Here is a 25,352-nt window from a genome sequence, read left to right as displayed (position 1 = left end):
ACTTCGTCTGCGGGCAGCACCATTCGGCCCGGGCGGTGCCGGGCGTGGGATCCGGGGGCCCGCCTCAGACGGCGGGCGGCGGAAGAACGAGTGCGTTCGCGTGCATGGCGGCCGGACTAAGGGCCGGCGGGTGAGAGACGCAGGTCATATTCGCCGATGTCACAGGGGGCCGGGCTGTCTCGTCTCGGGGGTGTAGCCACGGACGACCACAGCCCAGGAGGGCACACCATGGACGCACGACTGAACTGCCTCTCCAGCCCGATCGCCGGCAAGGCCGCCAAGCAGTTCATGGCGGTGGGCAGGACGCTCAAGGGGTCGGCGCTGCCTGCGCTGACGCAGGAACTGGTGGCGCTGCGCGTGAGCCAGATCAACGGCTGCGCCGTCTGCATCGACATGCACACCAAGGAGGCCGGGGCGGCGGGCGAGACCTCGGTGCGGCTGAACCTGGTCGCGGCCTGGCGGGAGGCCACGGTCTTCACCGAGGCGGAGCGGGCCGCGCTGGAGCTGGCCGAGGAGGGGACCCGGGTCGCGGACGCGGCGGGCGGGGTGAGCGACGAGGTGTGGGCGCACGCCGCCAAGCACTACGACGACGAGCAGCTCACCACGCTGGTCATCCTGGTCTCCTTCATGAACTCGGTGAACCGGCTGAACATCATCACCCGGCAGCCGTGCGCGGGCGACTACGAGCCCGGCATGTTCGGCTGAACGAGGCTGCTGAGCGAGACGGGCACCAACAGGCCACCAGGGAAAGGGGATTCGGCGTGAGCAAGGTCGAGGAGTTCGAGGAGCTGCGGCCGCTGCTGTTCTCGATCGCCTATCGGATTCTGGGCAGTGTGGGCGAGGCCGAGGACGCGGTGCAGGAGACCTGGCTGCGGTTCGACGGCACGGCGACCCGGCCCACGTCGACCAAGGCCTTCCTGTCGGCCACGGTGACGCGGATCGCGATCGATGTGCTGCGTTCCGCCCGGGTACGGCGGGAGGAGTACGTCGGCCCTTGGTTCCCCGAGCCGCTGCTGAGCGACCCGTACCAGGATCCGGCGCGGTCGGTGGAACTGGCCGACTCGGTGTCGATGGCGGCCCTTCTGCTGCTGGAGCAACTCAGCCCGCTGGAGCGGGCGGTGTTCGTGCTGCGGGAGGTGTTCGCCTTCGGCTTCGACGAGATCGCCACGACCGTGGGGCGTTCGGAGTCGGCGTGCCGGCAGTTGCTGGTACGGGCGCGTCGGCACATGGCGGACCGGCGGCCCCGGTTCGCCGCGGACCGGCAGGAGCGGGAGGAACTGGCGACCCGGTTCTTCGACGCGTTGAAGGACGGTGACGTGGGCGGACTACGTGAACTGCTCGCCGCCGACGTGCAGTTCGTCGGTGACGGCGGCGGGAAGGCCCCGCAATTGGCCAAGGCCGTCGCCGGGGCGGAGAACGTGGCCCGGGTGCTGGGCACGGTCTTCCCCTGGCTGATCCGCATCGACGTGTCGTACGAACTGCACCAGGTCAACGGCCAGCCCGGCGCGCTCTTCCGCGACCGCGACGGGAAGGTGCTCCACACCCTGGCCCTCGACGTGCTCGACGGCCGGATCCAGACCATCCGCGCGGTGATCAACCCCGACAAGCTCGGCCACATCGGCCCGGTCGCCGACGCCTGGGCCGTCGACCGCGAACTGAGGCAGGCCCGCCGCCGACCGAACTGACGGGCGGCGAACGACGGGCCAGCCACGATGGGCGGCGGGCCCGCGGCCGGTCTGGTGTGGGGGGCGCTGGAAGCTGTGGGTAAATCTAACCGCTGTCCACCCCGGTGACAGGTTAGAAATAACCCCAGCCTGCGGAGGGGAGGCGGGGACAGCGGGCGGGTGGCAGGCCGTGGGAGCCGGGACGGTAGGCGGCGGCCGGTCACAGCGGGGCGGCAAACCCTCGGGCGGCGGGCGGTGGGCCGTCGCGGTGAGCGCCGGGACGGCAGGCGGGTAGCGGGACGGCAGACCGTGGGAGCCGGGACAGTAGGCGGCGGCCGGTCACGGCAGGGCGGCAAACCCTCGGGCGGCGGGCGGTGGGCCGTCGCGGTGAGCGCCGGGACGGCAGGCGGGCGGCGGGACGGCAAGCCGTGGACGGCGAGACGGCAAGCCGTGGGAGCCGGGACGGCAGGCAACAGTCGGTCGCGGCGGACAGCAGGCCTGCGGGCGGTAGTCCGTGGGCTGCCGCCCGGTCGCGATGAACGCCGGGACGGCGGGCGGGCGTTCGGGATCATCGCGATGCCAGCCCGGACGGCAGGCGGGCGGTAGGACGACAGGCCGTGGGCGGCGAGCCGACAGGCGACGGCCGGTCGCGGCGGGCGGCAGGCCCGCAGGCGTCAGGCGGCGGGCCGATCGCGGGGAGTGCCCGGACGGCAGGCGAACGGCAGGCCCTGGGAGCCGAGGTCGGCAGCCGGCAGGCCTGCGGAGGGTAGGCGGTAGGCCTGCCGGGCGGCAGGCCGTAGGCGCCGATATGGCGGGTGGTGGGACGGCGGGGCGACCTGTCGTGCGGCGCGCTCAGGCCGTCGTCTCCCGGGTGGCCGGCTCTCGTTCCGGGCCGCCGCCCGCCACCGGTTCCCCGGAGCTCTTCGTGGGTGCGGAGGACTGGGCGATGAAGGCGCCCAGCAGGACCACCGCGCCCCCGATGATCTGCGGTGCGGAGAGGTGTTCGCCGAGGAGGATCCAGGCCAGGACGGTCGCGATGACCGCTTCGAGGCAGGCCACGACGCCCGCGACCTGCGGGGAGAGGCGGCGGACGGAGACGACTCCGGTGACGTACGCCAGGACCGTGGCGATCAGGACGATCCAGGCGAGCAGGAGGGCGGCCGGGACCGGGGTGCCGTTCATGTGGGCGTCGCCCGCGAGGATCGACCAGTCCATGGTCCAGGGGCGGGCCACGGCGGTCAGGACGAGGGTGCCGACGAGGAGGCCGTAGGCGATCACGCCGAGCGGGTCGGGGGCCTCGTCGCCGGCGTCGCCGCCCTGGTCGGACAGCACGAAGTAGCCGACCTGGCAGCAGGCGGCGGCGAGCGCGAGCAACAGGCCCACGGCGTCGAAGCTCAGGCCCGCCCACACCTCGACGACACAGGCGAGCCCGCCGGCCGCGAGGACCACGCCGAGCGCGGCGGCACGGGTGACCGGGCGCCGCTGCACGAACCGCACCCAGCCGAGCACGAGGGCGGGGGCGAGGTACTCCACGAGCAGGGCGACCCCTACGGGTATGCGGGAGATCGCGGCGAAGTAGCAGGCCTGGACACCGGCCACGGCGAGCAGCCCGAACCCGAGGAGCAGCGCGGGACGACTCCGTACGAGCGCGCGGTGCCGTACGGCGAGGGGCAGCATCACGAGGGCCGCGCCGGCCACCCGCAGCCACACCACGTGCAGCGGGTCGAGCCCCGCCTCGATCAACGGCTTCGCCGCGACCCCGGATCCCCCGAAGGCCAACGCGGACCCGAGTGCCAGGCCCAGCCCGACACCCTTGCCGCTGCCACCTCCGGCCGCACTGCTCTCAGACGTATGCACGGGCACATGATGACAGGGGATGACAGGAGCGTCACCCCTGTTGACACCTGTCTCAGGACGTGGACCCCCGACACGTCGTCCCGACCGGCCCCCCGGCCCACACCGCCGACCCGCTCAGCAACCCGTCTCAGCACCCCTGACGTACTCCCCTAAGCGCCCCTCGATCCAGATCAGCACCTCGGGGGACTCGATGCCCGCGCGGTGCAGGACCTCGACGGCACGGGACTCCGGGTCCGCGACGATCGCCGCGAGGAGGTCGATGCCGCAGGCCAGGTCGCCGTCGCGGAGTCCGGCGCGCTCGCAGGCGTACTCCAGCGCGCCGGCGGCCAGCGGCGACCAGCCCTCCGCCGCGGGGATCACGGGGATCGCGCCGGAGTCCTCGACCGTGCCCTGCCAGCGGAGGCCGTAGCCGATGCTGCGCTGGACGAGGTAGCCGAGGAGCCGGGCGATCTGCGGGCCGTCGCCGAAGACGGCACGCGCCTCGGGGTCCGACTCCAGAAGGCTGTGCAGCAGGTGGGCCGTGTCGATCTGCCGGTCCCCGTCCCGCAGGGCCCGGCGGCGCGCACCGGCGACCACCGCTGCCAGCTCTGCACTGAGCCTGGCATCGTTGTCCGCGCGGTGGATGCCTTGCTCGCGGGCCGACTGCCTGGGGATCTGGGGTTGCACACTCTTACCCCATCAGTCCCCCGCATTGAGGGCATCCCCGGAGGGTTGCATTTCGGCGTCCCACACAGAGTGGACCCGGGCCGACGGAATCTCCTCCTTACGGATGAGATCACGCCCCTTGACCCCGAGAGGCGCGCGCCCGGCCGCCGCGCGCCCCGTGCGCAACCGCGCCGCACCCGGCGTACGTCTTTCGCGAACGTGGAGAGCAGGTGCTGGCTGGTGGCATTGCCGGCGGTCGACGGCAGGCAGTACGTGTACCGGGTGTACGCCCCGGAGGACGCGCTGCTCGCCGACCTGTTCTGGGACGCGTGGCACTGCCACGACGAGAGTGCCCACCCGCGCGCGTGGGACCTGTTCGACGCGGCGGTCATACGACGGATGAGCTGAACCCGTAAGTCGGCGCAGGAACACAGCACAGCCACACAATTTCTGACGGTTCATCAGTATTGAATGTTGCGCGCCCTGCGGCTACGTTCCGCGACACGGTAGCCCGATACGAAGAGGTGGTCGCATGGCCGAAATCAGCGCGGAGGCACGCATCGAGGCCCCGGCCGAGAAGGTGTGGACTCAACTCACGGACTGGTCCGCGTACGGCGAGTGGAACGCGACCCACACCAACTTCCCCAAGGGCGGCCCGGACGTGCTGGCGGTGGGCGGGACCTTCCAGGAGAACATGAAGCTGATGGGCTTCCCGGCCGAGGTCGAGTGGACCATCGAGGAGGTCGAACCGGCCCGGGTGTTCGCCATCCGCGGCAAGGGCCCGATGGCCGTGAACGTCGCCACGCGCTACACGCTCACGCCCGACGGCGACGCCACGACGGTCCGGATCGACGGCGAGTTCACGGGTGCGGCGGTGTCGTTGATGGCGGGCAAACTGAAGGACTCGGGTACGGCCGCCCTGAACGAGTCGCTGCGCAAACTGGCCGGGCTGGTGGCCTGAGGAGCGCGCCGGGGCACCGCAGGAACGGGAACGCGCACAGGGAAGGCGCCCCACGGAAGTTCCGTGAGGCGCCTTGGCCTGCCACCTCTTCCGACCCCGAGGACATCAGTCCTCGTCGGCCAGAATCAGGTACAGCTTCTTGCGCGCGTCGTTGATGACGGTCAGCGCCTTCTCGCGCTGCTCCTTGCTGCCGGTCTTCCAGACCTGACCGAAGGCCTCCATCAGACCGAAGCCAGCCTGGCGGATCTCACTGAGGGCCTCCCAGTCGACACCGCGGGAAGCCTCTTCCCAGGGCGCGTCCGGACCTTCCTCCGCGGCGGTACGGCCGGCCTCGGTGAGGGCGAAGAGCTTCTTGCCGCCCTCCGACTCACTGGCGATCAGGCCCTCGTCCTCCAGCAGTTGCAGGGTGGGGTAGACCGAGCCGGGGCTCGGCTTCCACGCGCCGCCGCTGCGCTCGGCGATCTCCTGGATCATCTCGTAGCCGTGCATCGGCCGGTCCTTGAGGAGGGCCAGGATCGACGCGCGTACGTCGCCGCGCCGCGCCCTGCCACCCCTCGGGCCGCCGCGCCCTCGTCCACCCCAGGGGCCGGGACCGAAGCCCGGTCCGAAGCCGGGGCCTCCGGGGCCACCAGGTCCACCGGGCCCGAAGGGACCGAAAGCCCCACGCCGCCCGTCAGGGCCACCCCGGCCGCGCCGGGAGGGTCCGTCCTGTCCATGTCCACGCTCGTATCCGTGGGTACGCATCGCAATCACTCCATTCCATCGTTGATCTGTCGCGATGCGTCAACGATATATCGGGACTGTTCGGATGGCAACCCCCTTTCGATAGCCCGGTCCAGCATCCCCTCCTGACGACACCCCCTAGAGTCACCGGCGTGACCGAGCAGACGCCCTCCTACCTCGCCGCGATCCAGGAGTCGTACGACACCGTCGCCGCCGCCTACGTCCAACTCGTCAAGGAACCGGGCGAGTTGGACCCCGTGTCACGCGCGATGCTGGCCGCGTTCGCCGAGACCGTGCGGACGGCCGGGCTCGGGCCGGTCGCGGATCTGGGGTGCGGGCCCGGGAAGATCACGGCGTATCTGGCGGGCCTCGGGGTGCCCGTCTTCGGCATCGACATCTCCCCCAAGATGATCGAACTGGCCCGCCGCGCCCACCCGCACCTGACCTTCACCGTGGGCTCGATGACCGCGCCACCCGTCGGAGACGACGAACTCGGCGGCATCCTCGCCCACTACTCCACGCACCACACGCCGCCCGACCAACTACCCATCGTCTTCGGCGAGTTCCAGCGCGTACTCGCCCCCGGTGGCCACCTGCTGCTGGCCGGACACGTCGGAGACGACCAACTCCTGCGTCCCACACAGGCGTACGGCGGCCACCCCGTGTCCTACGAGTCCCACCTGATCCCGCCGGACCGGATCGCCGGGCTGCTCGCCCAGGCCGGACTCACCCTCACCGCGCGCCTGGTCCTGGAACCGGCCGAGGGGGCGAAGCGAACGCACGCCGCCTTCCTTGCCCGGAAACCGGAACGCCCCTCACCCTCATAGCCGCCCCCGAATCGGTCCAGTCCCCCCGAATTGGCCTTGGCCCGCGCCTCCGCGCAGCGCCTAGCGTCAAGCCATGCGGATTCGAATCGTCGACGCCTTCACCGACCGCGCCTTCGCCGGCAACCCGGCCGGGGTGCTGCTCCTCGATGCCTTCCCGGCGGACGACCGGCTTCAGAAAGTCGCGTCGGAGGTGAATCACGCGGAGACGGCGTTCGCGCACCGACTGCCCGAAGGCGGGGACGCCGACTGGGCGTTGCGGTGGTTCACGCCGTCGACCGAGGTCGCGATGTGCGGGCACGCGACCCTCGCCACGGCCCACGTCCTGCACAGCACCGGCACCCACGAAGGGACCGTGCGGTTCGCCACGCGGAGCGGTGTGCTCGTCGCCACGCCGGCCGGGGACGGGTCGATCACGCTCGACTTCCCGACCGCCCCGCTCACCCCCGAGACGGTTCCGGACGGTGTCGCCGAGGCGCTGGGGGCGGAGACGCTCCCCACCGCGTTCGACACCGGCCCGAACATCGGCGACCTCCTCGTCGAACTCGCCGACGAGAAGACCGTCGTAGGACTCGCGCCGGATCTCAAGGCCCTCGCCGCCGCCTCCGAGCGCGGCATCATCGCCACCGCCCGGGCCCAAGACCCCAGCCGGGGCTACGACTTCGTGTCCCGCTGCTTCTTCCCGAACGTCGGGATCGACGAGGACCCGGTCACCGGCAGCGCGCACACGGCACTGGCCCCCTACTGGTCCGAGCGCCTCGGGAACACGGTCCTCACCGGGCTACAGGCCTCACCCCGATCGGGGCGCGTCCGCACCGAACTCCGCGGCGACCGCACCCTGTTGACCGGACACGCCGTCACGGTGATCGACGGCGAGCTGCTCGCCTGAGCCTCACGCCGCAAACCTCAAGTCCCCTGCCCCGCAAGGGACTTACGCCGTCGGCAGCCATCCCACCTTCCCCGCAAGCAGCGCATAGCCGACGAACGCCCCGATGTCGAGCAGGGAATGCGCCACCACCAGGGGACCCACGCGACCCCAACGCCGGTACAGGTACACGAACACCACGCCCATCACCATGTTGCCGACGAAGCCGCCGATGCCCTGATAGAGGTGGTAGCTACCGCGCAGTACGGAACTGGCCACCAGCGCGGTGCCCGGCGTCCAGCCCAACTGGCCGAGGCGGCGCAGGAGATAGCCCACCACGATCACTTCTTCGAGGATCGCGTTCTGCATCGCGGAGAGGATCAGGACCGGGTATTTCCACCAGACGTCGGGCAGCGCCTCCGGTACCACCGTGAGGTTGAAGCCGAGGCCGCGGGCGGACAGGTAGAAGGCGATGCCGGTGCTGCCGATGACCGCCGCGATCGCGACCCCGCGGCCCAGGTCGGGCCAGGGCCGGGTGCGGTCGAAGCCGATCGTGCGCAGGCTCTCGCCCTCCCTCAGGAGGAAGTGCGCGACGAGCGCGACGGGGACGAGTGCCGAGGCGATCCCGAACAGCTGCCAGGCGAGATCAAGCCAGGGACGGCCCGGCGCGGCCGAGGCGTTGAGGGTGGCCGCCTGATCCTTGAGGCCTCCCGGTTTCGTGACCGACCCGACAAAACTGATCAAGGCGGACACTCCACTCGCACCGAGCGAAAGCCCCAGAACGAGCAGTGCCTCGGACCGGAGAATCCGCCGCGTGGGCCGCTCCAGCGGAAAAGTTTCGGCCACCTGCCCTGCCTCCACCTGCACACCTGCCTTCAGTTCGGAAATCCCGCCTCATGCCCATCTTCGCCCCGCTAGGGTCTCGAAAGAACTTACGAAGATCGTGCGCGACAGGCCGTTGGGGGGACGGACGCGGTTCGGGACGTACCTCCCCCATGTCTGCCATACGGCCGCACACCGGCACGTGGTTCAACAGGGAGGGGCATCACCGTCATGGGACGTCACAGCTTGCCCGATCAGTACGGTGCGGGCGGCAGCGACCCCCGTCCTCGCGCGCGCCGCCGCACGGTGGCCGTCGCCACGGTGCTCGTGCTGACCGTCGCCGGCGGTACCGCCGTCGCGGTGCAGAGCGGGTTGCTCTCCTTCGGTTCCTCCTGCCGGAAGGACGCGGTACGGCTGAAACTCGCCGCCTCTCCCGACATGGCTCCCGCTCTGCGCGCGGCGGCCGGACAGGCGCGCGACGAGAGCATCACGTCCGACGGGCAGTGTCTGAACATCTCCGTGACCGCCCAGGAGTCGTACAAGTTCGCGGACACGCTCAAGGCGGGCAAGCACCCGGACGCGCAGGTGTGGGTGCCCGACTCGGAGCTGTGGGTGAACGAGGTCACGTCGGCCGCCGACGCCGACGCGACGGAGGTGACTCCCACGGGCAACGTGGCCTCCACACCGGTCGGGGTGGCGATGGTCCCGGCCGCCGCGAAGTCGCTCGGGTGGCCGAAGAAGACGTACAGCTGGCTCGACCTGGCCGGTGCCACCCTCACGGACGACTCGCTGCGCCTGGGCGCGGCCGATCCGGCGCGCAGCGCGACGGGACTGCTGGCGCTCACGCAACTGAGCACGGCCGCCGCCAAGGTCAAGGGCGGGGCAACACAGGCCGCGGCGATGATGAAGACGTTGTCGCAGCGGACCTCGGACACCGACGGCCAGGTCCTGGACACCCTGCCGCGCAACGCGTCCGGCACCGAGCAGGGCAACCCGAAGCGCAACCAGGCGCTGGTCCTCAGCGAGCAGTCGGCATTCACGTACAACGCGTCGGCGGACAGCGACGGGAGCCTGGATCTCTTCTACCCGAAGGACGGTTCCCCTCGGCTCGACTACCCGTACAACCTGGTCGACCAGGAGCGGCTGACGACGGACCAGAGCCGGGCCGCGATCCGGTTCATGACGTATCTGAGCCGGCCGGCCCAGCAGAAGCTGATGGAGAAGTACGGCTTCCGGACGGATGACGACGCCGCGCCGAAGGCCGTGGTCGCCAAGGCCGGTGGCAGCAGTCCGCAGCCGTACGCCGTGGCCGCGCCCGAGCAGGCCTCCGACGCGGCGCTCCAAGAGGCCCTGGGTACTTGGACGATCACGGTGCAGAGCGCGCGGATCACCACGGTCGTCGACGCGTCCGCCTCGATGGCGGAGTCGGTGCCGGGGACGGGGCAGTCGCGCATGGATGTCACCAAGGCCTCGCTGTTGCAGGCGCTGGCCACGTTCACGCCCGAGGACGAGATCGGGTTGTGGGAGTTCTCGACGAAGCTCGACGGCGACAAGGACTACCGCGTCCTGGTGCCGACCGAGCGGCTCGGCGACCGCACCGGCGACGGCACCCAACGGGACGCCCTGTCAGCGGCGTTCGGCTCGCTGAAGCCGGTGCGGAACGGCGCGACCGGGCTCTACGACACCACGCTCGCCGCGTACAAGGCGGCCACGTCCTCTTACGCCAAGGGGAAGTTCAACGCGCTCGTCATCCTGACCGACGGCGTCAACCAGGACCCGGGCAGCATCTCCCGCTCCACGCTCATCAAGCAGTTGCGGCAACTCGCCAGCCCTGAGCGGCCGGTGCCGCTCATCATGATCGGGGTGGGTCCGGAGGCCGACAAGGAGGAGGCCCGCCAGATCGCCGAGGCGACCGGCGGCTCGGGCCACGAGGTGACCGACCCGGCTCAGATCCAGTCGGTGATCCTCCAGGCCATCGTGGCGGCGGGCGCGTCGGGCGCATCGGCCAACGCGGGCTGAAACAGGGTCAGTTCACCCCGTCCCACCCCACACCCCGCCCCACACTTCATCCCACCCCCACACCTCACCCCAGCGGCACCGGCTCCGGCAACCCCACCGGCCAGGTGTGGACCGGCTCCCCGAGATGCATCAACTCGCTGTAGCGGCGGGTCGTCGCGGCCAGCGCCGCTTCCCTCGTGAGCCCCTGCTCCAGGGCCCGGTGGAACGTGGCGGACTGCCAGGTCGCCCCGTTGGCCCGACGCCGGCAGCGCTCGTCGATCACGCCCAAGTACAGGTCCCGGTCGGCCGGTTCGACCCCCCACGCGTCCAGGCCGGCCTCCGCGAGCGGCAGCAGTTCGTCGCGTACGAGGGCCACCGCGTCGATCTCGGTGACGCCACCGAGGCGTCCGCGCCGGGGCCAGAGCAGGCGGGCGTCGATGCCGTGGCGGCACGCGGTGTCGAAGTTGGCGGCGGCCGCCTCGAAGGGCAGCCGGGTCCACACCGGCCGCGACTCCTCGGCGAGGGCGCGGACGACGCCGTAGTAGAACGCGGTGTTGGCGATGACGTCGGTGACGGTGGGTCCTGCCGGCAGGACGCGGTTCTCGACGCGCAGGTGCGGGACACCGTCGGCGATGCCGTAGACCGGGCGGTTCCAGCGGTACACCGTGCCGTTGTGCAGGACGAGTTCGGCGAGGGTGGGGATGCCGCCGGCGTCGAGGACGTCGAGGGGTTCCTCGTCGTCGTGGATCGGGAGCAGGGGCGGGAAGAAGCGCAGGTTCTCCTCGAAGAGGTCGTACGCCGACGTGACCCAGCGCTCGCCGAACCAGGTGCGGGGGCGGACGCCCTGGGCCTGGAGTTCGGGCGGGCGGGTGTCGGTGGCCTGCTGGAAGAGCGGGGGCCGGGACTCGTGCCACAGCTCACGGCCGAACAGGAAGGGCGAGTTGGCGCCCACGGCGACCTGTACGGCGGCGACGGCCTGGGCCGCGTTCCACACATCGGCGAAGCGGTCCGGGGTGACCTGGAGGTGCAGCTGCACGGAGGTGCAGGCGGCTTCGGGGGCGATGGAGCCCGAGGTGCAGGTGAGGTGCTCGACGCCGTCGATGTCGAGGACGAAATCCTCGCCGCGAGCCGCCACGATCTGGTCGTTGAGCAGGGTGTAGCGGTCGACCGCGGAGAGGTTCGAGGAGACCAGGTCGTCCCGGTCGAGCGTCGGCAGAATGCCGATCATCAGTATTCCGGCGTCGACCTCGCCCGCTTTCCGATGGGCATATGCCAGTGACGTACGGATCTCCTCGGCGAGCCGGTCGAATACCCGGCCCTCCAATCGGTGTGGGGCAATGTTGACTTCCAGATTGAACATGGCGAGTTCTGTTTGGAAATCTCGGCTCGCGATGCGTTCCAGCACCTCTCCATTCAGCATTCTCGGCATGCCGTCGGAGCCGACGAGGTTCAGTTCGATCTCCAGCCCCATGAGGTTCCTGGGGCGGTCGAACCGCTTCTCGGCCAGCAGCCGCTCCAGTCCCGTCAGACAGCGCCGCAGCTTGGCGCGGTAGCGCTGACGGTCGGCGAGCTCGAACGTTCCTCCCGAAACGACCTTCTCCCCCACGATGCGTCACCTCCTCGTCCCACTCGTCCCCGGGTCAGGAAGGATGATGCCCAGACCTGGCGATCGATAACGTCCCCGCACCGGCCCGGCGCCCGCTACTCTGGTCGAACGTGACCCGCGGCACATTCACGAGGCATGCGGCAGCGAGCAGTTCCCGGACAATGAAGACCTCGTGAAAAACGCCGACGAGAATTGGCCGACCCCATCGGTGACATATCCCGAGGTCATCGCCGTAGGGCCCGTTCGGAACCGGGATGATTCCCGTGAATCGCTGGCCTAATAGGTCCTTGTTGTTCATACGGGAAACGGCTAGACGAAACATCGTCTGAACCCGTGTCGTATAAACTCCGCGAACAAGGCAGAAGGTTGGCGCCCCGGTCCTGGAACCTGCCGTCTAGGTGACGTGCGGCAGGCCGTACCCATGTTCGCGGAACCCGGCCCGGCCTCCCTGACCCCGAGAGCTGACAGCGCCGTCCGCCCCCGCCCCGCCCTCGCGCCATCAGTGCCTGTCGAATGAGAGGCGACCCACCATGCCGCTGCATGTCCCCCCGGCTCCCGCGCCCGCCCTGCGCTCCGTTCTCACGGCACTCGGTTCTCCCACCGCGGTCCGCGAGGCCAAAACCCCGTCCCTGCGCGCGGCCCAGGGACCGGCGACACCCGAACTCCCTTTGCCCCTGCATGTGTTGGATCGCGTGTCCGCGGACGGGACGGCCGTCACCCGGCTGGCCGGATGGCGTTTCCTGATCCGCTGCGGGGACCGCGCGGTCGCCGCGGCCGAGACCATGCTGACCCCGGACGGCTGGGCGTTCTCGCACTTCTTCGAGGGCCCCTACATCGCCTCCACCGAGCGGGCGCTGCGCCAGGCAGAGAACATGAAGGGCGCCTACCAGCCGCGGCTCCTCTCCGTGCCCGGCCTCTACATGCTCACGCTCTGGCTGCACGGCGACCTCACCGAGGACGGCGCCGGCGGCCGCCCCGTCGCGACCGATCTGCTGGTCCCGCTGGCCCCGGCACCGCCCGGCATCGCGGCCCATCGTCCGCACCGGGTCGCCGAGTTGCTGCCGATGCTGACCCATCGGGTGTCTCCCGCGCCGCTGCTCGGTTCACCCGCCTGACTTTCCCCGCCGTCACCCCCGTACCCCGCCGCCGAATTCCCGGCAGCGGGGTACGATCGCGTTTCCGGCCCTTTCACGCTCGTAACGCTCGTCCGAGCACGAAAAAGCTCGTACGAGCCGGGAATTGGGATGAACCGTCCGCGCGGGTGATGCGTCATGAACCTGTGAGAAGCGGTGCTGCTAAATCCCTGCGGATCGACGTCCATGGGGCAACACTGGGTTCGGACCGACTCAACACCACGGGGGACGGAAATGACCACAACAGAGCGAGAGATCCCACCAATGTGCAAGCACCAGCCACCGTGTCCCACAGCCGAATCCGCCGACCGGGAATCCGCCCGCCTCATGGCGCACCACCCGGAACAGGGCTGGAGCCTGCTGTGCAACGGCGTTCTCCTGTTCGAGGACACCGGTGAGCTCCTGCCCGACGGGCAGATCATCGCCCCGCACCGCCAAGTGGTGACAGCCGCTTGAGCATTTCCCGCTTGAGCATTTCAGGGACATGAGGGGCCGGCCGCACACATGAGGTGCGCACCGGCCCCGACGCATTTCCGGGGTCGGTCACCCCGCGTAGTCGGCCGCTATCGGAGTGCCTCCTGGTAGTCGAACCAGTCGAAGGCCGCTTTCCCCTCGGTGACGTACATACCGATCACCCGTCCGGTGAATCCCCCTGCCACTTGCGTGGACAGATAGCGTCCGTCCAACTCGGCCAGTTCTACGGCGCCTTCGGCACCCTCCATGGAGAAGGCGAGGATGTCGGGGGCTCGCGTCTCGGCGTCCGTCGCGGTGATGTCGACGGTCAGGACGACCGGGCCCGGCGCCACCGGATGCTCGGCGACCCGCTGTCGTACCGGGCCGATCCGCGCGACCACGCCCACCACTCCCCCGGCGACCTCGACGTCGTAGTGATGCGCCTCGTCCATGCGGACGGAGAGGCCGGCTCGGCCGGAGCCGGGGTCGATCCGCACGGACGCGCGGCAGTCGGGGTGCTGCTGCCTGCGGGCGAGGAACGCGGGGGCGGACTTCGCGTCGAGGGTCAGCCAGCCCGGGCGCTCGGTCAGTGACCAGCTGTCGGCCGGCCTGCTACGCGGGGAGATCCAGGAGTGGGCGAGGTTCGGGGCGTTGAAGTCGTCGCGCACCGGCGGGAGTTGGAAGGGGTGCCAGGCCTCCGGCGCCGGGTGTTGTTCCCGTACCGGGCCGACCCTGGGCCAGCCGTCCACCCATTCCACCGGGGTCAGGAACGTCTCGCGGCCGAGCACGTGGAAGCCGGGGAACCAGCCCCGGGGCCGGGTGCCGAGCAGGACCATCCACCAGGTGCCGTCGGGGGCGGTGACCAGGTCCGCGTGGCCGGTGCTCTGGATGGGGAGGTCGGTGCTGCGGTGGGAGAGGATCGGGTTCGCGGGGGCCGGTTCGTAGGGGCCGCGCGGGGAGCGGGCGCGGGCGATGGAGACGCTGTGGCCGTCCGCGGTGCCGCCCTCGGCGATCATCAGGTACCACCAGTCGCCGACGCGGTAGAGGTGCGGGGCCTCCGGGTGCTGGAGTCCGGTGCCGGACCAGATCGGGAGCGGGCCCTCCAGGACCTTGCCGGTCGCCGGGTCGATGCGGGACACCGTCACCCCGGCGACGGCGCACCAGCAGGTGCCGTCCTCGTCCCAGGCCAGGTCGGGGTCGATGCCGGGCACGTCGACGAGGACCGGGTCCGACCAGGGGCCCTCGGGGCGGTCGGCGGTGACGAGGAAGGTGCCCTTGCCGCGCACGTCGGTGGTGATCAGGTGGAAGCGGCCGTCGTGGTGGCGGAGGGTCGGGGCGTAGATGCCGGCCGAGGCGGGGGTGTCGTCCGGCAGGTCCAACTGCCCCGGCCGGTCAAGGATGTTGCCGACCTGGCGCCAGTGCACCAGGTCCCGGCTGTGGAAGAGCGGGACCCCCGGGAAGTACTCGAAGCTGGAGCACGCCAGGTAGTAGTCCTCGCCGACCCGGCACACGCTGGGGTCGGGGTGGAAGCCGCCGATGACCGGGTTGTCGTAGGTCCGCATGTGTCCCCGCCCCTTCGCACGGCCCGGTCTCGAAAGTTTCGGGCCGTATCTCGAATATTACGGAGCCGGACTGTAGGTGGAACCTTCGGAGGGGGCAAGGGCGGGTGCGGGGGCGAGGTGGAGGCTGAGGACCATCGTGAGGCCGCCGCCGGGGGTGTCCTCGGCGCTCAGCGTGCCGCCGAGGGCCTCGGTGAAGCCGCGGGCGACCGCGAGGCCGAGGCCCACCCCGGCGCCGCGCGGGGCGTCGCCGTAGCGCTGGAAGGGTTCGAAGATGCGGTTCTTGGCCTCGTCGGGGACGCCGGGGCCGCGGTCGACGACCCGGATCTCGACGCGGTCGGCGATGGCACTCGCCTTGACCAGTACGGGAGTTCGCTCCGGGCTGTACTTCACCGCGTTCTCGACGATGTTGGCGACGGCGCGTTCCAGCAGGCCCTTGTCGACGGGGACCATGGGCAGGGTTTCGGGGATGTCGAGTTCGACACTGTCCTCGGGGACCCCGCCCAGCGCCATGGGGATCACCTCGTCGAGGTCCGCCTCGCGGATGATCGGGGTGACCGTGCCGGTCTGGAGGCGGGACATGTCGAGGAGGTTCCCTACGAGGTTGTCGAGGCGGTCGGCGCCGTCCTCGATGCCTGCCAGCAGCTCCGCCTGGTCCTCGTCCGACCAGGCGACGTCCTCGGAGCGGAGCGAGGAGACGGCCGCTTTGATGCCGGCGAGGGGCGTGCGCAGGTCGTGGCTCACGGCGGCCAGGAGTGCGGTGCGGATGCGGTTGCCCTCGGCCAACGCCCGTGCCTGGTCCGCCTCTTCGCGGAGGCGGCGGCGGTCCAGGACCACGGCGGCCTGTGCGGCGAAGGCGGCCAGGACGCGGCGGTCCTCGGCGGGCAGGACCCGGCCGGAGAGGGCCAGGGCCATGTGGTCGCCGACCGGTACGTCGACGTCCGCGTCCTCCGGGTTCTGGCAGGGGCGGGGGCCCACGCTGCCCGCGCAGGTCCAGGGTTCGACGTCGCTCACGCGCTCCAGCAGGGCGGCGGACTCCATGCCGAAGGTCTCCCGGACCCGTTCCAGGAGGGCCTCAAGGCTGGTCTCGCCGCGCAGTACGTTGCCCGCGAGGAAGGAGAGGATCTCCGACTCGGCGCGCAGCCGGGCCGCTTGGTGTGTGCGCCTTGCCGCCAGGTCGACCACCGACGCGACCGACACCGCGACGGCCACGAAGATCGCGATGGCGACGATGTTCTTGGGGTCGGCGATGGTGAAGGTGTGCACGGGCGGGGTGAAGTACCAGTTCAGGAGCAGCGATCCGACCGCGGCCGAAGCCAGTGCCGGGAAGAGTCCGCCGAGCAGGGCCGCCGCCACGGTCAGGGTCAGGTACAGCAACATGTCGTTGGCCAGGCCGACTTCGGGGGCGACAGTGCTCAACAGCCAGGTCAGCAGCAGCGGTCCGCCGATTCCGGCCAGCCAGCCCCAGACGATCCGGGCCCGCCCGAGCCGCGTACCCCGGTTCACGGGCAGTCCGCGTCCCTTGCCCGCCTCGTCGTGGGTGATGAGGTGGACGTCGAGATCGGGTCCGGACTCGCGGGCGACCGTCGAGCCGACGCCGGGCCCGAAGACGTACTGCCAGCCCTTGCGGCGGGAGACGCCGAGGACGATCTGGGTGGCGTTGACCCCGCGTGCGAAGTCGAGCAGTGCCGCCGGTATGTCCTCGCCGACGACATGGTGGAAGGTGCCGCCCAAGTCCTCGGCCAGGGTGCGCTGTTGGGCCAGTTCCTTCGGGGAGGCGGAGGTCAGTCCGTCGCTGCGGGAGATGTAGACCGCCAACACCTCACCGCCCGCGCCCTTTTCGGCGAGGCGCGCGGCCCGGCGGATCAGCGTGCGACCCTCCGGACCGCCGGTCAGCCCTACGACGATCCGCTCGCGCGAACCCCAGATCGCCGAGACGCGGTGTTCGCTGCGGTACTCCTGGAGGTAGGCGTCGACCCGGTCGGCGAGCCAGAGCAGCGCCAACTCCCGCAGGGCGGTGAGGTTTCCGGGCCGGAAGTAGTTCGACAGGGCCGCGTCGACCTTGTCCGGTTTGTAGATGTTGCCGTGGGCCATCCGGCGCCGTAGCGCGGGCGGTGACATGTCGACCAGCTCGATCTGGTCGGCGCGGCGGACGACCTCGTCCGGGACGGTCTCCTGCTGGCGGACGCCGGTGATGGACTCGACGATGTCGCCCAGGGATTCCAGGTGTTGGATGTTGACGGTCGAGACCACGTCGATGCCGGCGGCGAGGAGTTCCTCGATGTCCTGCCAGCGCTTGGCGTTGCGGGAGCCGGGGATGTTGGTGTGCGGCAGTTCGTCGACGAGGGCGACCTCGGGGTGGCGGGCGAGGACCGCGTCGACGTCCATCTCGGTGAACTGCGTGTCCCGGTAGGCGAGTTCGCGGCGTGGGATCTCCTCCAGGCCGTGCAGCATCACCTCGGTGCGGGGTCTGCTGTGGTGTTCCACGAAGGCGACCACGCAGTCGGTGCCCCGCTCGGTTCGCCGGTGCGCCTCGGACAGCATCGCGTACGTCTTGCCGACGCCCGGTGCCGCGCCGAGGTAGATCCGGAGCTTGCCGCGTCCCATGTCATCCTTCGAAGCGGTAGCCCATGCCGGGCTCGGTGATCAGATAGCGGGGGCTCGACGGGTCCCCTTCCAGCTTCCGGCGCAACTGGGCCATGTAGACCCGGAGATAGTTGGTCTTGTTGCTCTGGGTCACCCCCCACACCTCCTGCAACAGGTACTTCTGGGTGATCAGGCGGCCGGGGTTGGTGACCAGGATCTCCAGCAGATGCCACTCGGTGGGGGTGAGCCGGATGTCGTGTCCGGCGCGGGTGGCCTTCTTGGCGAGCAGGTCGATGGTGAAGTCGTCGGTGGTGACAAACGTGGTCGCCGGGGTGAGTGGCACGTCCTCGACACGGCGGACCGCCGCCCGTAGCCGGGCGAGGAGTTCGTCCATGCTGAACGGCTTGGTGATGTAGTCGTCGGCGCCCGCGTCGAGGGCGGCGACCTTCTCGTCGGATGCCTGCCGGGCCGACAGCACCAGGATCGGGACCCGGGTCCAGCCTCGCAGCGCCTTGATGACGTCGACGCCGTCCATGTCGGGCAGTCCGAGGTCGAGCATCACGACGTCCGGCTGTCGCGCGGCCGCGAGCCGGAGCGCGGTGGCTCCGTCGGGGGCCGCGTCGACGCCGTAGCGGCGGGCCTGCATGTTGATCACGAGGGCCCGTACGAGCTGCGGGTCGTCCTCCACCACCAGCACCCGTGTCATGGGGGTGTGCCTTTCGTGTGGTCCCTGGCATGGCGGCGGGAGTCGGCGGTGCCGGGATCTCTCCCGGGCCGCCGACTCCCCTGCCGGTCGTGTAACGCCATCAGCTCTTCGTCACAAGGGACTTGAGCGCGATGTTGAGCTCCAGCACGTTCACCGTGGGCTCGCCGATGAAGCCGAGGGTGCGGCCGTCGGTGTGCGCGTCGACCAGCTTCTGCACCTGGGCGACGGACAGACCGTTCTTCTCGGCGATGCGGTGGACCTGGAGGTCCGCGTACGCCGGGGAGATGTCCGGGTCGAGGCCGGAGCCGGAGGAGGTGACCGCGTCGGCGGGCACCTGGGATGCCTTGACCGTGTAGCCGGGCACCGAGTTGTCCTTGACGACGGCGGCCTTGGCGTCTTTCACCTGCTGGACGAGCACCTTGCTGTCGGCGGAGAGGTTGGTGGCGCCCGAAAGGATCAGCTTGTACTGGGTGTTGATGCTGTTGACGCCGAGCCCGTTCTGCGGCCGGCCCTGGAACCACTTCAGGTCCGGGTCCGGGGTCTCCTGCCCCTTCTTCAACGGCAGGTTGTACGACTGCCCGATGAGGGACGAGCCGACGACCTTGCCGTCCGCCTTGATCTCCGAGCCGTTCGCCTTGCCGGGGAAGATCCCCTGGGCGATGCCGGTGACGACCAGCGGGTAGATGACACCGGTCACCAGGGTCAGCACGAGCAGGGCACGCAGGCCCGCCCAGAGCAACCGGGCTGTGTTGGATACCGAGTTGTTCATGCCGATCAGCCGATTCCGGGGATGAGGGAGATGAGGAGGTCGATGATCTTGATGCCGATGAAGGGGGCGATCAGTCCGCCGATGCCGTAGATCCCGAGGTTGCGGCGGAGCATCTTGTCGGCGCTGACCGGCCGGTACCGCACGCCCCGCAGGGAGAGCGGGACCAGCGCGATGATGACCAGCGCGTTGAAGATGACCGCGGAGAGGATCGCGGAGTCGGGTGAGGCCAGGTGCATGATGTTGAGCTTGTCCAGGCCCGGGTAGACGGCCGCGAACAGCGCCGGGATGATCGCGAAGTACTTCGCGACGTCGTTGGCGATCGAGAACGTCGTCAACGCGCCCCGGGTGATGAGGAGTTGCTTGCCGATCTCGACGATCTCGATGAGCTTGGTCGGGTTCGAGTCGAGGTCGACCATGTTGCCGGCCTCCTTCGCGGCCGACGTGCCGGTGTTCATCGCGACGCCGACGTCCGCCTGGGCCAGCGCGGGCGCGTCGTTCGTGCCGTCGCCGGTCATCGCGACCAGCTTGCCGCCGGCCTGCTCCCGCTTGATGAGGGCCATCTTGTCCTCGGGAGTGGCCTCCGCGAGGAAGTCGTCGACGCCCGCTTCTTCGGCGATCGCCTTGGCGGTCAGCGGGTTGTCGCCCGTGATCATGACGGTCTTGATGCCCATGCGGCGCAGTTCGTCGAACCGTTCGCGCATGCCCGCCTTGACGACGTCCTTGAGGTGGATGACGCCCAACACCCGTGCGCCGTCGGTGTCTTCGACCGCCACGAGCAGCGGGGTGCCGCCGGCCGCGGAGATCCGGTCGGTGAGCGCGCCGGCGTCCTCGGACACCTCGCCGCCCCGCTCCCGGACCCAGGTGACGACCGAACCGGCCGCGCCCTTGCGGATCTTGCGCCCGTCCACGTCGACGCCGGACATCCGGGTCTGCGCGGTGAAGGCGATCCACTCGGCGTGGGCCAACTCGCCCTGGTGACGCTCGCGCAGGCCGTACTTCTCCTTCGCCAGGACGACGATGGAACGGCCCTCGGGCGTCTCGTCGGCCAGCGAGGAGAGCTGGGCGGCGTCGGCGAGTTCGGCCTCGGTGGTGCCGGGGACGGGCACGAACTCGGATGCCTGCCGGTTGCCGAGGGTGATGGTGCCGGTCTTGTCGAGGAGAAGGGTCGACACGTCACCCGCCGCCTCAACTGCCCTGCCGGACATGGCCAGTACGTTCCGCTGCACCAGCCGGTCCATGCCCGCGATACCGATCGCGGAGAGCAGCGCGCCGATCGTGGTCGGGATGAGGCAGACCAGCAGGGCCACCAGCACGATCATCGTGAGGTGGGTGCCCGCGTAGTCCGCGAACGGCGGCAGCGTGGCACAGGCCAGCAAGAAGACGATGGTGAGGGACGCCAACAGGATGTTCAGGGCGATCTCGTTGGGCGTCTTCTGCCGGGCCGCGCCCTCGACCAGGGCGATCATCCGGTCGATGAAGGTCTCGCCGGGCTTCGTCGTGATCTTGATGACGATGCGGTCGGAGAGGACCTTCGTACCGCCGGTGACGGCACTGCGGTCGCCGCCGGACTCGCGGATGACGGGCGCGGACTCGCCGGTGATGGCCGACTCGTCGACACTCGCGACGCCCTCTACGACGTCGCCGTCGCCGGGGATGATGTCGCCTGCCTCGCACACCACCAGGTCGCCGATGCGGAGTTCGGTGCCCGGGATCTGCTCCTCGACCGTGCCGTTCAGCCGCCGGGCCACCGTGTCGGTCTTGGCCTTGCGCAGGGTGTCGGCCTGCGCCTTGCCGCGGCCCTCGGCGACGGCCTCCGCCAGATTGGCGAAGATGACCGTCAGCCACAGCCAGGCGCTGATCGCCCAGCCGAACCAGTCGCCCGGGTCCTTGAAGGAGAAGACCGTGGTCAGCACGGACCCGATCCACACCACGAACATGACGGGCGACTTGACCATCACCCTGGGGTCGAGCTTGCGACAGGCGTCGGGCAGGGACCTGATCAGCTGCTTCGGGTCGAACAGACCCGCGCCGACCCGTCCCTCGTCCTTGTGACCGGTCGGCACATCGCTGTGCGGCGCCCGGGTCGGAGTGGCAGTGGACATCGAGTCCTCTTGGTCTTCTTGGTGTTCTTGGTTTTCTTGGTTGTCTGTGCGGGTGGTCATGACGCCAGCCCCTCGGCCAGCGGGCCCAGCGCCAGCGCCGGGAAGTAGGTCAGACCGGTGATGATGAGGATCGCGCCCACCAACAGGCCGGTGAACAGCGGCTTCTCGGTGCGCAGGGTGCCTGCCGTGACCGGCACCGGCTTCTGCTCGGCGAGCGAGCCGGCCAGGGCCAGCACGAACACCATGGGCAGGAAGCGGCCGAGCACCATCGCGAGTCCGGTCATGGTGTTGAACCAGTCGGTGTTCGCGTTCAGCCCGGCGAAGGCGGAGCCGTTGTTGTTGGCGGCGGAGGTGAAGGCGTACAGCACCTCGGAGAAGCCGTGCGCGCCGGAGTTGAGCATGGAGTGCGGCGGGGTCGGCAGCGCCATGGAGGCGGCCGCGAAGATCAGCACCAGGGCCGGGGTGATCAGGATGTAGCAGGCCGCGAGCTTCATCTCGCGGGTGCCGATCTTCTTCCCCAGGTACTCGGGTGTACGGCCGACCATGAGCCCGGCGATGAACACCGCGATGACCGCCATGATCAGCATTCCGTAGAGGCCGGAGCCGGTACCACCGGGTGCGATCTCGCCCAACTGCATGCCCAGGATGGTGATTCCGCCGCCGAGACCGGTGAACGAGGAGTGGAACGAGTCCACCGCGCCCGTCGAGGTCAGGGTGGTCGACACCGCGAAGATCGAGGAGGCGCCGACGCCGATGCGCGTCTCCTTGCCCTCCATCGCTCCGCCCGCGGCCTGCAACGCCGCGCCGTGGTGAGCGAATTCGGTCCACATCATCAGGGCGACGAAGCCGATCCAGATGGTGGCCATGGTGGCGAGGATCGCGTAGCCCTGCTTGATCGAGCCGACCATCACGCCGAAGGTGCGGGTCAGCGCGAACGGGATGACCAGCAGCAGGAAGATCTCGAAGAGGTTGGTGAAGGGCGTCGGGTTCTCGAACGGGTGGGCGGAGTTGGCGTTGAAGTAACCGCCGCCGTTGGTCCCGACCTCCTTGATGGCCTCCTGCGAGGCGACCGCGCCGCCGTTCCACTGCTGCTGCCCACCCATGAACTGCCCGACTTCATGGATGCCGGAGAAGTTCTGGATGGCACCGCACGCCACGAGCACGAGCGCGGCCACGACGGACAGCGGCACCAGAATACGGATCGTGCCGCGCACCAAGTCGGCCCAGAAGTTGCCGAGTTCACCGGTACGGGAGCGCGCGAAGCCGCGTACGAGAGCCACCGCGACGGCGATACCGACGGCCGCGGAGACGAAGTTCTGCACGGCCAGGCCGGCGGTCTGCACGACGTGACCCATGGTCTGTTCGCCGTAGTACGACTGCCAGTTGGTGTTCGTCACGAACGACACGGCCGTGTTGAACGACTGCGCCGGGTTGACCGAGGAGAAGCCCAGCGAGCCGGGCAGGATGCCCTGGAGGCGCTGGAGCAGGTAGAGGAAGAGAACGCCGACCGCCGAGAACGCGAGCACGCTGCGCAGATACGCGGGCCAGCGCATCTCGGTGTTCGGGTCGGCACCGATGCCCTTGTAGATCCACTTCTCGACCCGCAGGTGCTTGTCGGAGGAGTAGACCCTGGCCATGTAGTTGCCGAGCGGGATGTAGGCGAGTGCCAGCGCGCCTATGAGGGCGAGCAGCTGGAGGACGCCTGCGAGTACGGGACCCATGTCGTGGCTCAGAACCTCTCCGGGAAGATCAGGGCGAGGACGAGATAGCCCAGCAGGGCGACAGCCACGACGAGGCCGACGATGTTCTCGGCGGTCACAGCTTCGTCACCCCCTTGGCGACAAGGGCCACCAGCGCGAAGACCGCGATCGTGGTGACGACGAAGGCCAGATCGGCCATCGTGAGCTCCTGGAATGAGGTTCGGATGGAACGGACGCTTAGAGGTAACCGCGCCCGTGACCGGATATGGCCGCCGTTGACGGGTCCCTTACGGCGACGCATACGCCTTTGACGCGACTCTTACGGCGAGGCGGGGATCCAGGGGCGCGCGAGCCCCGCCCCCGGCGGTGAAGCAGGCGCCCGCGCCACCCTTCGGCGTCAGAACAGCCGGAACCGCAGCCGGCAGATCACTGCGTCCGTGTCCCGCCGAACGGCATGGGCGACGACGGCCCCGCGCTGGTTCTGGAGGAGCCGTTGCCACAGCCGTACGGGCTCCACCTCGGCGATCAGGACGGTGACCCGGGTGTCCGGTTCCGTCGCGGAGACGTCCCGTACGTAGGCGGCGATGGGGCGGCCCAACGTGCGGCGCTCGCAGGGGAGTTGGACCAGGGGGACGCCGGGGTCCCATTGGGCCCAGGCGCGTTCCAGGGCGTGGAGGTGGGCGCGGTCCTCCGGGTCGGGGTAGCAGACGGTGACCGCGCGCACCTCGTCGCCGAGGGAGGCGGCGGCCGTCAGCGCCTCGGAGGTGAGGCGGGAGAGGGACGAGACCGGCACGATCACCACGGACCGGTCGCGGTGCGGGGGGTCCGGGATGCGGCCGAGGCCCAGTCGCTCGCCGATGTGCGCGTAGGTGCGGTGCACGGTCTCGAAGGCCAGCACGAGCAGCGGCAGGGTAATCACGATCAGCCAGGCGCCCTCCTCGAACTTGGTCGCGGTGACGACGACGGCCGCGACGCCGGTGAGGAGCGCGCCGAAGCCGTTCAGCAGGGCTTTTCCACGCCAGCCGGTGCCGCGTTCGCCACGCCAGTGCCGGACCATGCCGACCTGGGCGACGGTGAAGCCGACGAAGACGCCGATCGCGAAGAGCGGCACGAGGGTGTTGGTGTCGCCGCCGGAGAAGACCAGCAGCGCCGCCGAGACAGCGGCCAGCGCGAGCACGCCGTGCCGGTGCACCTGACGGTCGGCCTTGAGGGCGAAGACGTGCGGGAGGTAGTTGTCGCGGGCCAGCAGCTTCAGCAGCACCGGCAGCCCGCCGAAGGACGTGTTCGCGGACAGGGCGAGCAGGATCATCGTCGCGAACTGGATGACGTAGAAAGCCCAGTTGTGACCGAGGGAGGCGTCCGCGAGCTGGGCGAGGACGGTGACTCCCTGGACCGGCTGGAGGTGGAAGCGGGAGATCAGCACCGACAGGCCGATCAGCATCACGCCGAGCAGCGCGCCGAGGGCGACCTCCGCGCGCTGGGCCCGCTTCGCGCGGGGCGTGCGGAAGGAGGGCACGGCGTTGGCGATGGCCTCGACGCCGGTGAGGGCGCTGCATCCGGAGGCGAAGGCCTTCAGCAACAGCAGGGTGCCGACGCTCGTGGCGTTGTCGGCGAGCGCGGAGGCGTGTCCGTCGGCGGTCGCGGTGCTCACCGGCGCGGACCGGAACAGGCCGACCGCGATCAGCACGAGGATGGAGCCGACGAACACGACGGTCGGCACGATGAAGGCGCGGGCCGACTCGACGATCCCGCGCAGGTTCACCGCCGTGACCAGCACGAGCACGGCGAGGCAGAGCCACAGCCGGTCGTCGTAGAGTCCCGGAAAGGCCGAGGTCAGAGCGGCAACCCCGGCCGTGACGGCGACCGCGACGTTCAGTACGTAGTCCAGCACCAGCGAGGCCGCCGCCACCAGGCTGGTCCGCGCGCCCAGGTGGGTCTTCGCCACGGCGTAGGAGCCGCCGCCGTCCGGGAAGGCCGCGATGACCTGCCGGTACGACGCGACGAGCACCGCGAGTAGGCCGGCGATGGCGAGCGTGACCGGCAGGGTGTAGCCGAGCCCGTGCGCACCGGCGGCGGCCAGCACGAGGACGATCGCCTCGGGGCCGTACGCGACCGACGCCATGGCGTCCAGGGAGAGGGCCGCGAACCCGGCGAGGGCGGTGAGCCGGTGGCGTTCGCCGGTATCCGGAGGCTCCTCGTCGGCGGGCGTCGCACCCGGCTGGACAGTCAGAACGGTCATGCTGATGGCTCCTTCACGTACGGACGCGCGGTGACGGGAACGCGCGAGTGCGCTTCAGGTTCGGTCCCGCCGCCGCCGGTTTCTCCTTCTCCCTGCGTCTTCTTCGCGCCGAACACGCGTTCTTTGACGCGAACTTGACG

The 25,352-nt window shown here is 70.0% G+C and carries 23 protein-coding genes; 9 read left to right on the top strand and 14 right to left on the bottom strand.

From position 1 onward, the window contains the following. Positions 1-228: 228 nt before the first annotated feature. Together OG194_RS39845 and OG194_RS39840 are read left to right on the top strand one after the other, a co-directional pair. A complete protein-coding gene (locus OG194_RS39845) occupies positions 229-705 on the top strand; it encodes a carboxymuconolactone decarboxylase family protein (protein ID WP_327405577.1) in 477 nt (158 codons plus the stop codon). 56 nt (positions 706-761) lie between these two features. Then, positions 762-1,685, top strand: coding sequence for an RNA polymerase sigma-70 factor (locus OG194_RS39840; protein ID WP_327405576.1), 924 nt, complete (start codon positions 762-764; stop codon positions 1,683-1,685). A gap of 831 nt (positions 1,686-2,516) precedes the next feature. On the opposite strand, the gene OG194_RS39835 is transcribed toward OG194_RS39840, so the two are convergent. Together OG194_RS39835 and OG194_RS39830 are read right to left on the bottom strand one after the other, a co-directional pair. Continuing rightward, the gene (locus OG194_RS39835) at positions 2,517-3,527 is read right to left on the bottom strand and encodes an EamA family transporter (protein ID WP_327405575.1); all 1,011 of its coding nucleotides are present in this window, start codon (positions 3,525-3,527) and stop codon (positions 2,517-2,519) included. A gap of 108 nt (positions 3,528-3,635) precedes the next feature. Then, the gene (locus OG194_RS39830) at positions 3,636-4,187 is read right to left on the bottom strand and encodes a Clp protease N-terminal domain-containing protein (RefSeq protein WP_327405574.1); all 552 of its coding nucleotides are present in this window, start codon (positions 4,185-4,187) and stop codon (positions 3,636-3,638) included. Between the two features lie 219 nt (positions 4,188-4,406). Here OG194_RS39830 and OG194_RS39825 point away from each other — a divergent pair, with 219 nt between their 5' ends. Together OG194_RS39825 and OG194_RS39820 are read left to right on the top strand one after the other, a co-directional pair. Continuing rightward, positions 4,407-4,574, top strand: a complete 168-nt coding sequence (locus tag OG194_RS39825) for a hypothetical protein (protein WP_327405573.1) — start codon at positions 4,407-4,409, stop codon at positions 4,572-4,574. Between the two features lie 124 nt (positions 4,575-4,698). After that, positions 4,699-5,127, top strand: coding sequence for a type II toxin-antitoxin system Rv0910 family toxin (locus tag OG194_RS39820; RefSeq protein ID WP_327405572.1), 429 nt, complete (start codon positions 4,699-4,701; stop codon positions 5,125-5,127). Between the two features lie 105 nt (positions 5,128-5,232). Here the strand turns inward: OG194_RS39820 and OG194_RS39815 are convergent, their stop codons facing one another. Further along, complete coding sequence (locus OG194_RS39815) at positions 5,233-5,871, bottom strand: PadR family transcriptional regulator (RefSeq protein ID WP_078652573.1); 639 nt, start codon at positions 5,869-5,871, stop codon at positions 5,233-5,235. Positions 5,872-6,002: 131 nt separating this feature from the next. Between OG194_RS39815 and OG194_RS39810 the strand changes: the two genes are divergently transcribed. Then, positions 6,003-6,677 (top strand): class I SAM-dependent methyltransferase, encoded by a 675-nt coding sequence (locus OG194_RS39810; RefSeq protein ID WP_327405571.1) that lies wholly within the window; start codon positions 6,003-6,005, stop codon positions 6,675-6,677. A 73-nt stretch (positions 6,678-6,750) separates the two neighbouring features. Further along, entirely contained in the window at positions 6,751-7,563 is an 813-nt protein-coding gene (locus OG194_RS39805) for a PhzF family phenazine biosynthesis protein (RefSeq protein WP_327405570.1), read from the top strand. 42 nt (positions 7,564-7,605) lie between these two features. Here the strand turns inward: OG194_RS39805 and OG194_RS39800 are convergent, their stop codons facing one another. Continuing rightward, on the bottom strand, positions 7,606-8,406 hold the full coding sequence (locus tag OG194_RS39800) for a CPBP family intramembrane glutamic endopeptidase (RefSeq protein WP_327405569.1): 801 nt from the start codon (positions 8,404-8,406) through the stop codon (positions 7,606-7,608). A gap of 186 nt (positions 8,407-8,592) precedes the next feature. Here OG194_RS39800 and OG194_RS39795 point away from each other — a divergent pair, with 186 nt between their 5' ends. After that, positions 8,593-10,380 (top strand): substrate-binding and VWA domain-containing protein, encoded by a 1,788-nt coding sequence (locus OG194_RS39795; protein ID WP_327405568.1) that lies wholly within the window; start codon positions 8,593-8,595, stop codon positions 10,378-10,380. 64 nt (positions 10,381-10,444) lie between these two features. Here the strand turns inward: OG194_RS39795 and OG194_RS39790 are convergent, their stop codons facing one another. Then, positions 10,445-11,965, bottom strand: coding sequence for a glutamate-cysteine ligase family protein (locus OG194_RS39790; protein ID WP_327405567.1), 1,521 nt, complete (start codon positions 11,963-11,965; stop codon positions 10,445-10,447). A gap of 530 nt (positions 11,966-12,495) precedes the next feature. Between OG194_RS39790 and OG194_RS39785 the strand changes: the two genes are divergently transcribed. Together OG194_RS39785 and OG194_RS39780 are read left to right on the top strand one after the other, a co-directional pair. Further along, positions 12,496-13,080 (top strand): hypothetical protein, encoded by a 585-nt coding sequence (locus OG194_RS39785; RefSeq protein WP_327405566.1) that lies wholly within the window; start codon positions 12,496-12,498, stop codon positions 13,078-13,080. Between the two features lie 282 nt (positions 13,081-13,362). Continuing rightward, positions 13,363-13,554, top strand: coding sequence for a DUF5999 family protein (locus OG194_RS39780; protein ID WP_033283380.1), 192 nt, complete (start codon positions 13,363-13,365; stop codon positions 13,552-13,554). Positions 13,555-13,661: 107 nt separating this feature from the next. Here OG194_RS39780 and OG194_RS39775 read toward each other — a convergent pair whose 3' ends face one another. From OG194_RS39775 to OG194_RS39735, 9 genes are all read right to left on the bottom strand, one after another. Next, complete coding sequence (locus tag OG194_RS39775; RefSeq protein ID WP_327405565.1) at positions 13,662-15,113, bottom strand: glycoside hydrolase family 43 protein; 1,452 nt, start codon at positions 15,111-15,113, stop codon at positions 13,662-13,664. 57 nt (positions 15,114-15,170) lie between these two features. After that, positions 15,171-17,717, bottom strand: coding sequence for a sensor histidine kinase KdpD (locus OG194_RS39770; RefSeq protein WP_327405564.1), 2,547 nt, complete (start codon positions 17,715-17,717; stop codon positions 15,171-15,173). A 1-nt stretch (position 17,718) separates the two neighbouring features. After that, positions 17,719-18,402: a response regulator transcription factor gene (locus tag OG194_RS39765; RefSeq protein ID WP_327405563.1), complete on the bottom strand. Its 684-nt coding sequence runs from the start codon at positions 18,400-18,402 to the stop codon at positions 17,719-17,721. 100 nt (positions 18,403-18,502) lie between these two features. Beyond that, positions 18,503-19,171 (bottom strand): potassium-transporting ATPase subunit C, encoded by a 669-nt coding sequence (locus tag OG194_RS39760; RefSeq protein ID WP_327405562.1) that lies wholly within the window; start codon positions 19,169-19,171, stop codon positions 18,503-18,505. A 5-nt stretch (positions 19,172-19,176) separates the two neighbouring features. Then, positions 19,177-21,273 (bottom strand): potassium-transporting ATPase subunit KdpB, encoded by a 2,097-nt coding sequence (gene kdpB, locus OG194_RS39755; protein ID WP_327405561.1) that lies wholly within the window; start codon positions 21,271-21,273, stop codon positions 19,177-19,179. A 56-nt stretch (positions 21,274-21,329) separates the two neighbouring features. Continuing rightward, positions 21,330-22,994, bottom strand: coding sequence for a potassium-transporting ATPase subunit KdpA (kdpA, locus tag OG194_RS39750; protein WP_327405560.1), 1,665 nt, complete (start codon positions 22,992-22,994; stop codon positions 21,330-21,332). Positions 22,995-23,002: 8 nt separating this feature from the next. Continuing rightward, positions 23,003-23,092, bottom strand: coding sequence for a K(+)-transporting ATPase subunit F (gene kdpF / locus OG194_RS39745; protein ID WP_016434100.1), 90 nt, complete (start codon positions 23,090-23,092; stop codon positions 23,003-23,005). Beyond that, entirely contained in the window at positions 23,089-23,274 is a 186-nt protein-coding gene (locus tag OG194_RS39740) for a hypothetical protein (protein ID WP_327405559.1), read from the bottom strand. Before OG194_RS39740 ends, kdpF begins: the two co-directional genes overlap by 4 nt. A 96-nt stretch (positions 23,275-23,370) precedes the next feature. Further along, a complete protein-coding gene (locus tag OG194_RS39735; protein WP_327405558.1) occupies positions 23,371-25,212 on the bottom strand; it encodes an APC family permease in 1,842 nt (613 codons plus the stop codon). Positions 25,213-25,352 lie beyond the last annotated feature (140 nt).

Source organism: Streptomyces sp. NBC_01288, from assembly GCF_035982055.1.
GTDB lineage: Bacteria > Actinomycetota > Actinomycetes > Streptomycetales > Streptomycetaceae > Streptomyces.
Note: the sequence above shows the minus strand (reverse complement) of the source record. Positions and strands in the feature narration are given on the sequence as shown.